Source organism: Bradyrhizobium sp. AZCC 1719 (assembly GCF_036924525.1).
Taxonomy (GTDB): Bacteria; Pseudomonadota; Alphaproteobacteria; order Rhizobiales; family Xanthobacteraceae; genus Bradyrhizobium.
The window spans coordinates 310,121-323,755 of the sequence record NZ_JAZHRU010000001.1 but is presented as its reverse complement, the minus strand read 5'-3'; the positions used below and the strand labels follow the sequence as shown (position 1 = coordinate 323,755).

Annotated in this window: 16 protein-coding genes; 6 read left to right on the top strand and 10 right to left on the bottom strand. The window is 63.0% G+C overall.

Annotation, left to right across the window (positions count from 1 at the left end; all coding sequences use genetic code 11):
• Nucleotides 1-12: 12 nt before the first annotated feature.
• The 7 genes from V1292_RS01585 to V1292_RS01555 are packed head-to-tail and all read right to left on the bottom strand — an operon-like array spanning nt 13 to nt 5,696.
• Nucleotides 13-882, bottom strand: coding sequence for a fumarylacetoacetate hydrolase family protein (locus V1292_RS01585; protein WP_334370007.1), 870 nt, complete (start codon nt 880-882; stop codon nt 13-15).
• Nucleotides 879-1,544 (bottom strand): polysaccharide deacetylase family protein, encoded by a 666-nt coding sequence (locus V1292_RS01580; protein WP_334370006.1) that lies wholly within the window; start codon nt 1,542-1,544, stop codon nt 879-881. Before V1292_RS01580 ends, V1292_RS01585 begins: the two co-directional genes overlap by 4 nt.
• A gap of 12 nt (nt 1,545-1,556) precedes the next feature.
• The gene (locus V1292_RS01575) at nt 1,557-2,357 is read right to left on the bottom strand and encodes an ABC transporter permease (protein ID WP_247513737.1); all 801 of its coding nucleotides are present in this window, start codon (nt 2,355-2,357) and stop codon (nt 1,557-1,559) included.
• Nucleotides 2,358-2,364: 7 nt separating this feature from the next.
• On the bottom strand, nt 2,365-3,162 hold the full coding sequence (locus V1292_RS01570; protein ID WP_334370005.1) for an ABC transporter ATP-binding protein: 798 nt from the start codon (nt 3,160-3,162) through the stop codon (nt 2,365-2,367).
• Nucleotides 3,141-3,896 (bottom strand): ABC transporter permease, encoded by a 756-nt coding sequence (locus V1292_RS01565; protein ID WP_334370004.1) that lies wholly within the window; start codon nt 3,894-3,896, stop codon nt 3,141-3,143. Before V1292_RS01565 ends, V1292_RS01570 begins: the two co-directional genes overlap by 22 nt.
• 10 nt (nt 3,897-3,906) lie before the next feature.
• Entirely contained in the window at nt 3,907-4,878 is a 972-nt protein-coding gene (locus V1292_RS01560) for an ABC transporter substrate-binding protein (RefSeq protein ID WP_334370003.1), read from the bottom strand.
• A 53-nt stretch (nt 4,879-4,931) separates the two neighbouring features.
• A complete protein-coding gene (locus tag V1292_RS01555; RefSeq protein ID WP_334370002.1) occupies nt 4,932-5,696 on the bottom strand; it encodes a GntR family transcriptional regulator in 765 nt (254 codons plus the stop codon).
• A gap of 174 nt (nt 5,697-5,870) precedes the next feature.
• On the opposite strand from V1292_RS01555, the gene V1292_RS01550 reads away from it, so the two are divergent.
• From V1292_RS01550 to V1292_RS01540, 3 genes are all read left to right on the top strand, one after another.
• Nucleotides 5,871-6,311, top strand: coding sequence for a MarR family winged helix-turn-helix transcriptional regulator (locus tag V1292_RS01550; protein WP_334370001.1), 441 nt, complete (start codon nt 5,871-5,873; stop codon nt 6,309-6,311).
• Nucleotides 6,308-7,081 carry an enoyl-CoA hydratase gene (locus tag V1292_RS01545; RefSeq protein ID WP_334370000.1) on the top strand — a complete coding sequence of 258 codons (774 nt, stop codon included), beginning with the start codon at nt 6,308-6,310 and terminating at the stop codon, nt 7,079-7,081. Before V1292_RS01550 ends, V1292_RS01545 begins: the two co-directional genes overlap by 4 nt.
• A gap of 107 nt (nt 7,082-7,188) precedes the next feature.
• Nucleotides 7,189-8,802: a GMC family oxidoreductase gene (locus tag V1292_RS01540; protein ID WP_334369999.1), complete on the top strand. Its 1,614-nt coding sequence runs from the start codon at nt 7,189-7,191 to the stop codon at nt 8,800-8,802.
• 137 nt (nt 8,803-8,939) lie between these two features.
• Here the strand turns inward: V1292_RS01540 and hemE are convergent, their stop codons facing one another.
• The gene (hemE, locus tag V1292_RS01535) at nt 8,940-9,986 is read right to left on the bottom strand and encodes a uroporphyrinogen decarboxylase (RefSeq protein ID WP_334369998.1); all 1,047 of its coding nucleotides are present in this window, start codon (nt 9,984-9,986) and stop codon (nt 8,940-8,942) included.
• 132 nt (nt 9,987-10,118) lie between these two features.
• Here hemE and V1292_RS01530 point away from each other — a divergent pair, with 132 nt between their 5' ends.
• Nucleotides 10,119-10,313: a hypothetical protein gene (locus V1292_RS01530; RefSeq protein ID WP_334369997.1), complete on the top strand. Its 195-nt coding sequence runs from the start codon at nt 10,119-10,121 to the stop codon at nt 10,311-10,313.
• 69 nt (nt 10,314-10,382) lie between these two features.
• Here V1292_RS01530 and V1292_RS01525 read toward each other — a convergent pair whose 3' ends face one another.
• Both V1292_RS01525 and trhO read right to left on the bottom strand, forming a co-directional pair.
• A complete protein-coding gene (locus V1292_RS01525) occupies nt 10,383-10,607 on the bottom strand; it encodes a SlyX family protein (protein WP_334369996.1) in 225 nt (74 codons plus the stop codon).
• Nucleotides 10,591-11,343, bottom strand: coding sequence for an oxygen-dependent tRNA uridine(34) hydroxylase TrhO (gene trhO, locus V1292_RS01520; RefSeq protein ID WP_334369995.1), 753 nt, complete (start codon nt 11,341-11,343; stop codon nt 10,591-10,593). Before trhO ends, V1292_RS01525 begins: the two co-directional genes overlap by 17 nt.
• A gap of 192 nt (nt 11,344-11,535) precedes the next feature.
• Here trhO and ggt point away from each other — a divergent pair, with 192 nt between their 5' ends.
• On the top strand, nt 11,536-13,122 hold the full coding sequence (gene ggt / locus V1292_RS01515; protein WP_334369994.1) for a gamma-glutamyltransferase: 1,587 nt from the start codon (nt 11,536-11,538) through the stop codon (nt 13,120-13,122).
• An 85-nt stretch (nt 13,123-13,207) separates the two neighbouring features.
• Nucleotides 13,208-13,621, top strand: coding sequence for an FKBP-type peptidyl-prolyl cis-trans isomerase (locus V1292_RS01510; protein WP_334376909.1), 414 nt, complete (start codon nt 13,208-13,210; stop codon nt 13,619-13,621).
• Nucleotides 13,622-13,635: the final 14 nt, after the last annotated feature.

Sequence of the window (13,635 nt, the reverse complement as noted above, 5' to 3'; positions counted from 1 at the left end):
ATGTCTCTCGTTTCAAGCCGCGCGCGTCGCCGCAGCCGCGACCTCATCCTTGACCGGATTGCGCAAGATGCCGATGCCGGACACCTCGACCTCGACCACGTCGCCATCCTTCATCCACAGCGGCGGCGTGCGATAGGCGCCGACGCCGCCGGTCGTGCCGGTAACGATGACGTCGCCCGGAACCAGTTCGGTGAAAGTCGAGCAGTAGGCGATCAGGGCAGGGACATCGAACACGAGGTCCGAGATCGGCGCGGCCTGCACTTCGGCGCCGTTGAGGCGGGTCGCAATGGTCTGCTTGCTGATATCGGGGATTTCGTCCGTCGTGACCATCCACGGTCCGAATGCGCCGGTGCCGACAAAATTCTTGCCCGGTGCGAATTGCGAGGTGTGGCGCTGCCAGTCGCGGATGCTGCCGTCATTGTAGCACGCATAGCCCGCAACATGCGCGAGCGCCTCTTCCCGCGAAATCCGGCGGCCGGCCTTGCCGATGATCACGGCCATCTCGCCCTCAAAGTCGAAACGCTCGGACTCCAGCGGCCGGATCATTGGCTGGCCGCCACCGACCTGGCTGTTGGCGAAACGCGTGAAGATCATCGGATGCGGCGGCGTGGGATGGCCGCTTTCGGCAAGGTGTGTGGCGTAGTTGACGCCGATGCAGAAGATCTTGTCCGGGTCGGGCACGGTCGGCAGCAGCTCGATTTCGGCCAATGCGTAATCGGGACGCTCACCCTGCAGCGCTTTCAATTCGTCGAGCAATCCGTTGGCGAGCAGCGACTTCAGGGTCGGATAAGCCTTGAGCCGTTTTCCGGCGTCGATAATGCCTGCGTTCGTGACCAGGCCGTAGGTTGCCGTTTGACCGGCCTTGAAACTCGCGATCCTCATGTTGTGACACTCTCTTCGATGTTGGAAACGTAGGGCTGGATGGGCAGCACGATCTTGCCCGATCGGATCGGGACGCAGTCGGGCGGAAAGTCCTGGCGGAAGCGCGCGCCGGCTTCCTCTGCTCGGTCGAGAAAGCGCTCAAGGTGATCCATGGCGCCGCCAGGCAGATCGTGCAGCACCATCAGGCTCCACGGCTGCGAGCGGCACAGGTCGAGGGCTCGGTCGACCCAGCCATCGGGATCGTCCCAGTCGCGCGGGATCGCATTCCAGAGTACGCAGCTATGCCTGTTGCGAACGAGGTAGTCGACGATGGAGGGCTTCAAGAGCCGCTGATCGAGATTGCCGCCGCCGCCGAACGGCCTGAACCAGCGCTCTGCATGGGCGAGGTTGCCGATCGCGTCCTGCGTCCGGCCGATCTCGTTTTGTGCCGCTTCCGGATCGCGTTGCTGCCCGAGCGGCACGGAGTGCGTAAAGGTGTGATTGCCGATCCAGTGGCCTTCATCATGCGCGCGTGCGGCCAGCCGGCGACGCTCGCCATCGCCGAGCTTTTCGCCGATCACAAAGAACGTCGTCTTGATGCCGCGTTCGCGTAAGGTATCGAGTACGCGCGGCGTGACGCCGGGCTCGGGGCCGTTGTCGAATGTCAGCGTCAGGTCGAACACGCTCACACTCCGTCAGGTCGCAGGCTGCAGGGCAGTCGGCGCGACTTCGCCCGCGGAGTCTTGCCCGGCGCGTGTACCGGTCTGCCAGATCGCGGCCTTGCGCTCGATCCATTTGATGGCGGCGTTGAAGGCGATCGCCATCGCCAGTACCAGCAGTACGCCGGCGAAAACGTGGGGGCTATCGAGAATGGTGCGGTAGCGCGAGATCAGATAACCGATGCCCGCGGACGAGATCAGCATTTCCGACACCACCACACCGACGATCACGAGCGCGCCACCGACGCGCAATCCCGACAGCACGGTCGGGATCGCTGCCGGAATGATGACGCGAACCAGCCGCTGGCTCAGCGTGGCGCCCATGCTGCGGGCGGCCAGCAGCAACTGCGGATCGATGGTCTGGATGCCTGCGGCAGTCGCCAGCATCGTCGGCAGAAAACCATAGATCGAAGCGAATGCGATCTTGGATTCCGAGCCAATGCCGAGCCAGACCGTGAAGACGGGATAGAGGATGACCAGCGGCACCGCATAGAGGCTCGAGACCATCGGCATGATCAGGATGCGGGGCCGCGGCAGGCTGCCGACAATGGCGCCGAGCAGGATGCCGCCGCCGCAGGCGAACGCCATCGAGATCGCGACCTCGTAGAGCGTGACGGCAAGGGCGTGGCCGTATTCGCCCGCCTCGTTCCATCCGGCGGCGAGCGTGGAGGACAGCGACGGCAGAAACAGTTCCGGAATGAAGCCGGCACGCGGCAGGATTTCCCACAGCGCAATGAGCCCGATCACGATCAGTCTGCGAAGTGTTGCCGCGCTCATGCCTACCTCACGCCGATTTGCGGATGTGCCGCCAGATGCGGTCGCGCAGGCTGCCGAACGCGTCGCCGCTCAGCATCTCATAGGTGCGCGGGCGGGGCAGCGAGACCTGCAGATGATCGACGATGCGGCCGGGGCGCGGCGACATCACGATCACCTCGTCGGCGAGATAGACCGCCTCCGTCAGGCTATGGGTAACGAATACCACCGTCTTGCCGGTCGCCGCCCAGATGCGCAGCAACTCGTCGCCCATGGTCATGCGGGTCTGTTCGTCGAGCGCCGCGAACGGTTCGTCCATCAGCAGCACTGGCGGATCCTGCACCAGGCCGCGCGCGATCGAGACGCGCTGTTTCATGCCGCCCGACAGCTCATGCGGATGGCGCTTGCCGAAGCCTTCGAGGCCCACAAGTTTCAAGGCGTCCTGCGCTCTGGCGCGTCGATCGCTCTTGGTGACGCCGCGCAGCGCCAGCGGAAACTCGACATTTTCTTCTGCCGTCAGCCAGGGAAACAGGCTGGCTTCCTGAAACACCACGCCGACCCGGTTCGGATCGGGCTCGGGGATCGGCGCGCCGCTGATGGTGATGGTGCCGGAGGTCTGCTGGAGCAGGCCGGCCATCATCATCAGAAGCGTCGACTTGCCGCAACCGCTCGGGCCGACCAGCACCACGAAGCGGCCAGGCTTGACGTCGAGCGAAACGTCTTCCAGCGCGACAACGTCTTGCGTCGTGGTCTTGAAGATCTGCCCGACATTGCGGACTTCGATCGCGCCGGCCGGCTTCAGCGGGGTTATGTTCGCCAATGGCTGCATCGTGTTTCCACCCATCTGACCAGTTCATTGAAGGCAATCGCGATGGCGGCGATCATCACCACGCCGGCCAGCAATTGCTTCATCTGGAAGTTCTCGCCCCAGGTCGCAATCTGGTGCCCGATCCCGTCGCGTGAGGCGTACATTTCGGCGAGAATGACGCCGGTGAGGTTGAAGATCATCGAGATCCGCAGCGCTTCCAGCAGGACGGGAAGCATGCTCGGCAGGTAGACGCGGAACGCGGTCTGAACAGGTGTCGCGCCATAGGAGCGGGCGACCGTCAAATGCTCGACCTTGACCGACTCCACCGCCGTCGTGGTCGACATGATCACGATGAAGATCGTCGAGAAGAAGCCGAAGCCCACCTTCTGCGAAAAGCCGACGCCGAACACCAGGATGAACATCGGCAGGAAGATCGACTTCGGAATGCTGAAGGCGAAGAACAGCAGCGGCTTTGCCACCTCGGCAAAATAGCGGTTCTCCGCGATCAGGAAACCGATCAGCGCGCCGACGGGAACGGCGAGGGCGAAGGCGGTCACCACCTCGGTTGCGGTGACCGCGAGATCCTTGCGCACGCTCGCGCGCTGCAAGAGCTCGCCGAGCGTTGACAGCGTATCGGAGGCGGAGGGAAGCAGGCGCGGATTGACGATGCCGGTTCGCGACAGGATTTCCCATATCGCAAACAGCGCCACCACAATGGCAACCCGCGCCGCCTTTACCGCTAACCCGCCTTGCATCGCGCGTGTCTCAGAACTTGGTCGGAACCGGCTTGAACTGCGTCGAGATAATTTCTGACGCGGGCCCGAGATCCTTCATGCCGCCCGCCTTGGCCATGTCGAGCGCGAGCTGGAGCTGTTCCGGAATTTTCGGCCCGTCCATGCTGCCGTCGGTTTCCAGCTTCATGATGGTGTTCTCATATTCCAGCGCCGCGATCTCGGCGGGAATTTCATAGAGTTCGGTAATCAGCTTGACGGAAGCGTCCTTGTTGGCGCGCATGTACATCAGTGCGCCATAGAGCGCGTTCAGCGTCTTCTGTACGAGCTGCGGTTTGTCCTGCACGTATTTGTCGAGCGCGATCCACCCGGCGGCGAGGTTCGGCGGCACTTCCTTGGAGAAGTCAAGGATGGTGCGCGCTTCCCCTGATTTTGAGATCTGGAAGCTCAGCGGCGAATAGACGACGGCCGCATCGACATTACCGGCGAGCAGGTTCGGCACCAGGCCGCCGCCGCCGACGGGTACGCGGGTGAATTCGATCTTCTTGTCCTGCTGGGTCCACAACGCCAGCAGGTCGGAGCCGGAGCCGGCGGAGGTGATGGCGACCTTCTTGCCGCTCAGATCCTTCACCCCAAGCGTCGATTTCGAAAGCGTCATCAACTGCCAGCCGTAGTAGCCCGTTGCGGCGCTCGCGAGCACTTTGGAGTTCACGCCCTTCTTGCGTCCGGCCGATACCAGCGAAGTGGCGTCGAGAATGACGTCGGCGGCGCCCGCCGCCATCGCCTCGAAGGTCTCGGCGCCGCCGCGATAGATCGTGAGTTCGGCCGCGATGCCTTCCTTCTCGAACAGTTTTTGGCGTACCGCGGTTTCCGCGATCGTCGTCGGCCAGTAGGTTTTCGTCGGAAGTCCGATGCGGACGGTATCGGCAGCTTGCGCCATGTCTGATGCGCCAAGCACGGTGGCGGCCGCAATCGTTCCCAATATATGGCGTCGCGTTATTCTCATGGTGACGTTTCCCTTTGCTTTTTCTTGATTTGATTTGTTCTTCGAACGGTCGATCAGGCGGTGTCGCCACCTCCGAACGTTTTCGGCGTAGCGAGCTCGACGAGGTGCATGGTCGTCATGAAATGCTTCGAGAGCGCCGCGACCGCGGCATCGGCATCGCGCTTGAGCACGGCATGCACGATTGCCGCGTGTTCGGCCTCGACATTGCGGGATTCTTCGCTGTTGCGCCGGATCGCAAGCCTTCGATAGCGTTCGCTCTGCTCGTGCAGGACGTCGCGGAAGCCCAACAACCATTGCGAGCCGCAGGCGTTCACCAGCGTGCGGTGGAAGACTCTGTGCCGCACCACCCATTCCTCATAGTGATGGGTCGGATCGTCGGGGTAGGTGTAGGGCACGGCGCAGAGTGCCGCGAAAGATTTCTCCACCGAGGCAAGCCATGCCGCATCGCCACGCTCGATCGAACGGCGCAACGCCAGCCCTTCGATATCGACGCGGGTCTGCGTCACGTCCCTGAGGTCGGCGGGCGATACCGGGCTGACACGAAAGCCGCGCTGGTCGGAGGCCTGCACCAACCCGTCCGCGACCAGCCGCGACAGTGCTTCGCGCACGGCGGCGAGGCTGACCGAAAACTGTTTGGCGAGACCGGCGATATGCAGCTTCTGGCCGGGTAGCAGCCGGGTCGAGAGAATATCCGCGCGCAGCCGTTCCTGAACGGCGGAGGTCAGGCTTCGCGGCCGTTCGTCGGCAGGGCGCTCGCCAAAACTCAATCCGATACTGTTCATGGCGGGCAGCTTGGCGAGAGTAGGTGGGATCGTCAATCGAAAATCGATTTTTCGGCTAAGCCGCTGTCTATGCTTGATTTTCATCCTCGCCAGTTCGCTTCAAGCCGACGAGCCCCGAATATCTCGCGATGAGCCGGATCAAAATCATCGTGACAGCCTCCTGCACTTGCCTTAGATAGTTCGCATGCGAAATAAATTGACCTCATCGATATGAGTGGGCGTCGCGAGCACCGGCTCGTGTTCCTGCTCAACGTCGCGCAACGCCGGCTGCAGCGCTGGATGGCGGCGCGGACGCAGAACAGCGGCGTCACCGCCGCGCAGTCTGGGTTGCTGTTCATCCTGGGCCAACGCGACGGCGTGCTGATGGGCGAAGCGGGGGCGGCACTCGATCTCGGTCCGCCCGGTATCAGTGGATTGGTCGACCGGATGACGACGGCGAACCTGATCGAACGACGGGCCGATCCGGATGACGGTCGCGCGTGGCGTCTTTGGCTAACGCCGGGCGGCCGCGCGGCGATGGCGCAGTCGAAAGCCGGGCTCGCCGACGTCAACGCGCGGCTCACGGAAGGGTTCACCGACGCCGAGATCGATATCGTTGCGCGCTGGCTCTCCACGATGCAAAGCAGATTTCCCAGAGGAGAAGACGAATGACCGAGCACATCAAGATCGAGAAGAGCGACGGGATTTTGAGCCTGACGATGGCTCGCCCCGACAAGAAAAACGCATTGACCAACGCGATGTACGGCGCGCTTGCGGACGCGATCGAAGCCGCCGAGACGGATTCATCCGTCCGCGTGCTGCTGATCCGCGGGGAGGGCGACATGTTCACCGCCGGCAACGACGTCGGCGAGTTTGCAGCCATTGCGACCGGCGCACTTCAGGGCGAGCGCCATGTCGGCCGCTTCCTGCAGGCGCTTGCACATTCAAGCCGCCCGCTGGTCGCAGCCGTTCAGGGCCGCGCCGTCGGCATCGGCACCACCATGCTGTTGCATTGCGATCTGGTCGTGTTAGCCGAGAATGCACTGCTGTCGACGCCGTTCGTCAACCTTGCGCTGGTGCCGGAAGCCGCCTCCAGCCTGCTCATGCCGCTTCGCATCGGCTATGCCCGCGCCTTCGAGATGTTCGCGCTCGGTGAGGCGGTCGATGCCAAATCCGCATTCGCCTGGGGACTTGCCAACCGCGTGGTGCCGCTCGACAAGCTCGATGCGGAAGCGAAGGCTTTCGCGTCCCGGTTGGCGAAACAGCCGGCAGGCGCCGTCAGCACGACCAAACGGCTGATGCGCAATCCGGAACTCCTGATGGCGCAGATCAAGTCCGAGAGCGAGCAGTTCGCTGCTCGCTTAAAGACGATGGAGGCGCGAGAAGCCTTTGTCGCGTTCGCCGAGCGCCGGCCGCCGGACTTTTTGAAACTGGCAAGCTAGCCGGCGCCGGCCGCATTGAAGATCGTTTTTCCTTGCTTGCGACGGCGAGGCAATTGACCGCCCGTGGCGGCCCAGCTACCTCTTTGGGCCGCCCGCGGGGGAAACAAATGAACAAGAACAATGACACTTCCGAATTCGATTACGTCATCGTCGGCGCTGGCTCGGCCGGATGCGTGCTCGCCAATCGATTGACGGCCGACGGCAAGTACTCCGTCCTGTTGCTGGAGGCCGGGCCGAAGGACACCAATCTCTGGATCCACGTGCCGCTCGGCTACGGCAAACTGTTCAAGGAAAAATCCGTCAACTGGATGTACCAGACCGAGCCGGAACCGGGCTTGAACGGGAGGCAGGTGTTCCAGCCGCGCGGCAAGGTGCTCGGCGGCTCCAGTTCCATCAACGGCCTGCTCTATGTGCGCGGCCAGCATGAGGACTACGATCGCTGGCGGCAGCGCGGCAATGCCGGGTGGGGCTATGACGACGTGCTGCCCTATTTCAAGAAGGCCGAGAACCAGCAGCGCGGCGCCGACAAATATCACGGCGCCGACGGTCCGCTGCCGGTATCCGACTGGCGGCATCATGATCCCCTGTCGGAAGCCTTTGTGATCGCTGCGGCCGAGACCGGCATTCCGACCAACCCCGATTTCAATGGCGCGACCCAGGAGGGCGCAGGCTTCTTCCAGACCACGACAAGGCGTGGGCGCCGGGCCAGCACGGCGTTCTCGTATCTTCGTCCCGCCAGGAAGCGGCCCAACCTGCACATCGAGACTTCCGCGCTGGCACAGCGCATCCTGTTCGAAGGCCGCCGCGCCAAAGCGGTCGAGTACAAGCAGGAAGGCCGCGTGCGCACTGCACGGGCGCGCAAGGAAATTCTGGTCTCCAGCGGCGCATACAACTCGCCGCAACTACTGCAGCTCTCCGGCGTCGGACCGGCGGATCTGTTGAAGCAGCATGGCATCGAAATCGTGCTCGACGCGCCCGGCGTCGGCAACGATCTGCAGGACCACATGCAGGTCCGCCTGATCACCCGCTGTTCGCAAAAGTGCACGCTCAACGATGTCGTTAACAATCCGATCCGCAAGATGATGGCGGGCATTCAGTACGCAGCCTTGCGCAAGGGACCGTTGACGATCGCCGCCGGCACGTCAGGCGCTTTCTTCAAGACCAGCCCACGGCTGGCGTCGCCCGACATTCAGATCCACTTCCTGCCGTTCTCGACCGACAAGATGGGCGAGAAGCTGCATGCGCTTTCCGGCTTCACCGCATCAGTCTGCCAATTGCGCCCCGAAAGCCGCGGCTCGCTGCGCATCAGGAGCGCCGATCCTTCCCAACCGCCGGAAATCCGCATCAACTACCTCGCCACCGAAACCGATCGCCGCGCTTTCATCGACGGCATCCGCATCCTGCGCAAGATCCTCGCAGCCCCTGCGCTGAAGGCTTACGCGGTCTCAGAAGTCGATCCGGGTTCGAAGGTGCAGAGCGACGACGAATTGCTCGACTTCTGCCGCCGCACCGGCAGCACGGTCTATCACCCGACCTCGACTTGCCGCATGGGCAGCGATGCGCTCGCGGTCGTCGACCAGCGCTTGCGCGTGCGCGGCATCGAGGGCCTTCGCGTGGTCGACGCCTCGATCATGCCGGACCTGATGTCGGGCAATACCAACGCGCCGACGATTATGATCGCGGAGAAGGCCTCCGATATGATTTTGGAGGATGCAAGGTAGGGGACAACACGAGCGGCAAACATAGCTGTCATCATCCGCGAAGGCGGATGATCCAGTACTCCGTGAACTCTCGATTCTAACGCAAGGCGGCGGTTACTGGATGCCCCGCCTTCGCGGGGCATGACGGCCGACTTTCGCTATCCCCTATACCCCCGCACCCGCTTGAGCATCTGCTCGACATGGGCGATCGGGGTTTCCGGCTGGATGCCGTGGCCGAGGTTGAAGATCAGCCGTCCTTGCGCGTAGTTCGCCAGCACGTCGTCGACGGCGCGGTCGAGTGCGGCGCCGCCTGCGATCAACGCCAGCGGATCGAGATTGCCCTGCACGGCGACACGGTTCTGCACGCGCTCGCGGATCATGGAAGGTTCGGCTGCCCAGTCGATACTCACCGCGTTCACGCCCGTTGCCTCCACATAGGCCGGCAGCAGCGCACCGGCGCCGCGGGGAAAGCCGATGATCTTGGCGTCCGGCACTTGCGCGCGTACGCCGGCAATGATGCGCTTCGCGGGCTCGATCGACCAGCGCTGAAATTCCCGCGGCGGCAGCACGCCGGCCCAGGTGTCGAAGATCTGCAAGCAATCGGCGCCGGCCCTGAGCTGGCCGAGCAGATACTGGATCGAATTCTCCACCAGCACGTCGATGATTTCAGCGAACGCCTCGGGATGACGATAGGCCATCATCCGCGCCGGCGCCTGGTCCGGCGTGCCCTGTCCTGCAACCATGTAGGTTGCGACCGTCCAGGGCGCGCCGCAGAAACCGATCAGCGCGATCTCAGGTGCGAGCTCGCGCTTCACGCGGCGTAGCGCTTCGTAGACCGGTTCGAGCTTGCCGAAATCGGCATGACGCGCGAGCGCCGCCACTTGCTCCGGAGTATCGAGCGGATCGAGCCGCGGACCTTCGCCGGCCTCGAAGCGCACGGAGCGGCCGAGCGCGTAGGGAATTACGAGAATGTCGGAAAAGATGATCGCAGCATCGAAGTTGAAACGGCGGATCGGCTGCAGCGTTACCTCGGCAGCATATTCCGGCGTAAAGCACAGGTCGAGAAAGCTTCCCGCCTTGGCGCGCAGCTCGCGATACTCCGGCAGATAGCGGCCGGCCTGTCGCATCATCCAGACGGGCGGCACTTTCTGCCTGCGACCGGAGAGCACTTCGACAAAAGGTTTCACGACGGATTTCTGAGACAAAACGTGGATTCCTGCGGGCGCGGCTGATGCGCTTCTGATACACGCAGGTTCCCTCGAGGCCAAGGACGGATAGCGAAGGCAAACGTGGAACCGGCGCAAAACGGGACCGTTATCTCATTCATGGAGGTTCCTATGGCCCAGAAGTTCAATCCTGCTGCGCATGACAAGCACGCCGACGATCCCCGCGAAGCGCTGAAGGCCGACCGGGAAATCCATGAAGAACTCGAGGCCGGGCTGGTCGACACGTTTCCTGCATCGGACCCCGTGAGCGCTGCGCAACCGGCGCCGTCGAAAGCCGATCACGAACATCAGAAGCCATCGCGCTAATGCAAGGATGGCGCGAATGTCTCACGTGGCGAAGGGCCTCCCCAAGGGAGGCCCGCTTCTGTTTGTACTTCAATAATGCGGCGGCGGCTCGTTCGCCGGACCGGGCAAGTTGCTTTCGGCCTCCCGCAGACGCTCCTTCAGTTCAGCCAATTGGCGCGTCAACGCGTCGATCTGGTGCCACTGTGCGGTAATCGTGTGGTTCAGCACCTCGATCGTCTCATCCTGGAACGTCGCCCGTATTTCCAGTGCGTCGAGGCGCTCGCTCAGTGCGGTGACGTCATTCGTGCGCGCCATCGTTCCCTCGCCGCTGCCGCAGGCCGTGGCCCAGCGCCACGCGTTCGTCGAACACGAAGCATTCACCGCGCCAGCGGCTCTCATTCTCCGATACGCCCTCGAGGTAACGGAGGATGCCGCCCTTGAGATGATAGACCTCGTCAAATCCGTGCGCCAGCAGATAGGCGCTGGCCTTCTCGCATCGGATACCGCCGGTGCAGAACATGGCTATCTTCTTGTGCTTCGCCGGATCGAGCTTCTGTGCGGCGAATTCCTTGAACTGCCCAAAGCTCTTGATGCCGGGGTCGACGGCGCCCTCAAACGTCCCCATCGCCACTTCGAAGGCGTTGCGGGTATCGATCACCAGCGTGTCGGGCGCTGCGATCAATTCGTTCCAGTCGGACGGCTCGACATAGATGCCGACCTGTTGCGTCGGATCGACCGCTATATCTCCGAGCGTGACGATTTCCTTCTTCAGCCGGATCTTCAGCCGCCGAAACGGCATCTCGGAAGCGGTCGAAAATTTGAGTTCGAGATTACCGAGCCGCCCCCCGAATAGGGCGCCGTGCTGCAATTCGCCGACGAACGCGTCGATGCTCGCATCGCCGCCCGCAACCGTGCCGTTGATGCCCTCATGCGCCAGCAGCACGCTGCCCTTCAGCCCAAGGCCTGCAGCAAACGAGCGCAGCGGCTCGCGCAACTCCCGGAAGTCCGGTAGCGCGGCGAATTGATAGAAGGCGGCGACCTTGAGCGGCATGGCGATCGTTTATCAGGCGGGCCGCGCAGGGGAAACCCCGTAAAGCCTTGCATATTCCGCGCATTGCCCCTGACGTCCTATTGGCATGCCAACCATTGCCCTGCCGGGGATGAATATGCCAAAGAACCGTCTGTAAACCCGCCCGATGCTCCCGCGGGATGCTCAAGAAACGCTGAAAAGAAAGCACTCGCGATGAGGAATTTCCATTTCGCCGGCCGCTCGACGGTCCATGCCCAGAACGCGATGGTAGCAACGTCGCATCCGGAGGCCGCATTGGCCGCAATCGACGTGATGCGGGCGGGCGGCACGGCGGCGGACGCCGCGGTCGCGGCTTGCGCGCTGCTCGGCGTCATCGAGCCGCAATCGACTGGCATCGGGGGCGATTGCTTCGCGCTGATCCAGCCCAAGGGCGAGGGCAAGATAGTTGCCTATAACGGCTCCGGCCGCGCGCCAATGGCGGCCAAGGCCGAATGGTATCTCGAACGCAAGATCCATTCGGTGCCGCTGACCTCGGCGCATGCGGTGAGCATTCCCGGCGCGATCGACGCCTGGGAGACCATCCTGCGCGACCACGGCAAGATGGGACTCGACACGCTTCTGCAGCCCGCGATCAAGGCTGCCGAGGAAGGTTATGTCGTCGCGCCCCGTATTGCTTTCGACTGGAAGAACCAGTTCGAGAAGCTGAAAAACGGCACCAACACCGAGCGCTATCTGCTGCCGCACGGCAAGCCCGCGGTTGCCGGCGACGTGATCCACCAGCCCGAACTGGGAAAGACCCTGCGTGCGATCGCCAAGAACGGACGCGACGCGTTTTATACCGGCGAGATCGCCGCGGATATGGTGGAGACGCTGCGCGGCATCGGCGGCCTGCACACGCTGGAAGATTTCGCCGCACATTCGACCGAGACGACATCGCCGATCGGCACGATGTACAAGGGTCACGATGTCTGGCAGTGCCCGCCGAACGGTCCTGGCATCACCATGCTGGTGATGCTGAACATCCTCTCCCGCTTCGATTTGACGAAATTCGCGCCGCTCAGCGTGGAGCGCTTCCATCTGGAGGCGGAAGCCGCGCGCATCGCCTACATGATGCGCGAGCAGCACGTCGCCGATCCGCAGCATGTTCATGTCGATGTAGCCGGAATTCTCGCCAAGGAGTTCGCCGAGGAGCACATCAAGAATATCAAGATGGACCGGCTGCTCGACCTGCCGAACGTCGCGCCGCCAATGAATCCATCTACCGTCTACATCACCGTAGTCGACAAGGACCGCAACGTCTGCTCGTTCATCAACTCGATCGCACATTCGTTCGGTTCGGCGATCGCTTCGAACAAGACCGGCATCCTCCTGCAGAATCGCGCCGGCGGTTTCCGGATCCAGCCCGGCCATCCCAACTGCATCGCGCCGGGCAAGCGGCCGCTGCACACCATCATCCCGTCGCTCGCGACCAAGAACGGCCGCGCGGTGATGCCGTTCGGGGTGATGGGCGGACAGTATCAGCCGGTGGGGCAGACCCATGTGCTGACCAACATTCTGGACTATGGCTGCGATGTGCAGGAAGCCATCGATATGCCGCGCGGCCTGCATTACGAAGGCGTCTACCAGCTCGAGGACAGCGTGCCGGCCGAGATCGTCGAGGGCTTGAAGAAGATCGGCCACAAGACCACGAGCGTGGTCGGTCCGCTCGGCGGCGGCCAGGCTATCTGGATCGACTGGGACAAGGGTACGCTGACCGGCGGTTCCGATCCCCGCAAGGACGGTTGCGCGCTGGGTTACTGAGCGTCTAGAAGCTCCGTCTCTCCAGAAAGAGGTTCAATAGATGCGCTTCTCGCGACGCACGATCTTCCGGACCGCATTTGCCGCCATGGCAGCCGCGGTTTCCACGCCCGCTGCCATCAGAATGGCATCGGCCCAGACTGCAGGAAAACCCATGACCACAGCTTCAGGCTTGCAGATCATCGACAGCAAGGTCGGCACCGGCGCCTCGCCCAAGACCGGCCAGACCTGCGTCATGCATTACACCGGCTGGCTCTACGAGAACGGCCAGAAGGGCAAGAAGTTCGATTCCTCCGTCGACCGTAACGAGCCGTTCGAGTTCAAGATCGGCCAGCGCCAGGTGATCGCCGGCTGGGACGAAGGCGTCGCGTCGATGAACGTCGGCGGCAAGCGCACGCTTATCATTCCGCCCGCGCTCGGTTACGGCGCGCGTGGCGCCGGCGGTGTCATTCCGCCGAACGCGACGCTGATGTTCGACGTCGAATTGCTGGCGGTGAAGTAGCCGCACACTGAACG

Excerpts from the sequence above, each read along its gene's own strand:
- V1292_RS01585 (WP_334370007.1), bottom strand. The coding sequence starts at position 882 with ATGAGGATCGCGAGTTTCAAGGCCGGTCAAACGGCAACCTACGGCCTG.
- V1292_RS01575 (WP_247513737.1), bottom strand. The coding sequence starts at position 2,357 with ATGAGCGCGGCAACACTTCGCAGACTGATCGTGATCGGGCTCATTGCG.
- V1292_RS01570 (WP_334370005.1), bottom strand. The coding sequence starts at position 3,162 with ATGCAGCCATTGGCGAACATAACCCCGCTGAAGCCGGCCGGCGCGATC.
- V1292_RS01565 (WP_334370004.1), bottom strand. The coding sequence starts at position 3,896 with ATGCAAGGCGGGTTAGCGGTAAAGGCGGCGCGGGTTGCCATTGTGGTG.
- V1292_RS01560 (WP_334370003.1), bottom strand. The coding sequence starts at position 4,878 with ATGAGAATAACGCGACGCCATATATTGGGAACGATTGCGGCCGCCACC.
- V1292_RS01550 (WP_334370001.1), top strand. The coding sequence starts at position 5,871 with ATGAGTGGGCGTCGCGAGCACCGGCTCGTGTTCCTGCTCAACGTCGCG.
- V1292_RS01545 (WP_334370000.1), top strand. The coding sequence starts at position 6,308 with ATGACCGAGCACATCAAGATCGAGAAGAGCGACGGGATTTTGAGCCTG.
- V1292_RS01540 (WP_334369999.1), top strand. The coding sequence starts at position 7,189 with ATGAACAAGAACAATGACACTTCCGAATTCGATTACGTCATCGTCGGC.
- V1292_RS01530 (WP_334369997.1), top strand. The coding sequence starts at position 10,119 with ATGGCCCAGAAGTTCAATCCTGCTGCGCATGACAAGCACGCCGACGAT.
- V1292_RS01525 (WP_334369996.1), bottom strand. The coding sequence starts at position 10,607 with ATGGCGCGCACGAATGACGTCACCGCACTGAGCGAGCGCCTCGACGCA.
- trhO (WP_334369995.1), bottom strand. The coding sequence starts at position 11,343 with ATGCCGCTCAAGGTCGCCGCCTTCTATCAATTCGCCGCGCTACCGGAC.
- ggt (WP_334369994.1), top strand. The coding sequence starts at position 11,536 with ATGAGGAATTTCCATTTCGCCGGCCGCTCGACGGTCCATGCCCAGAAC.
- V1292_RS01510 (WP_334376909.1), top strand. The coding sequence starts at position 13,208 with ATGGCAGCCGCGGTTTCCACGCCCGCTGCCATCAGAATGGCATCGGCC.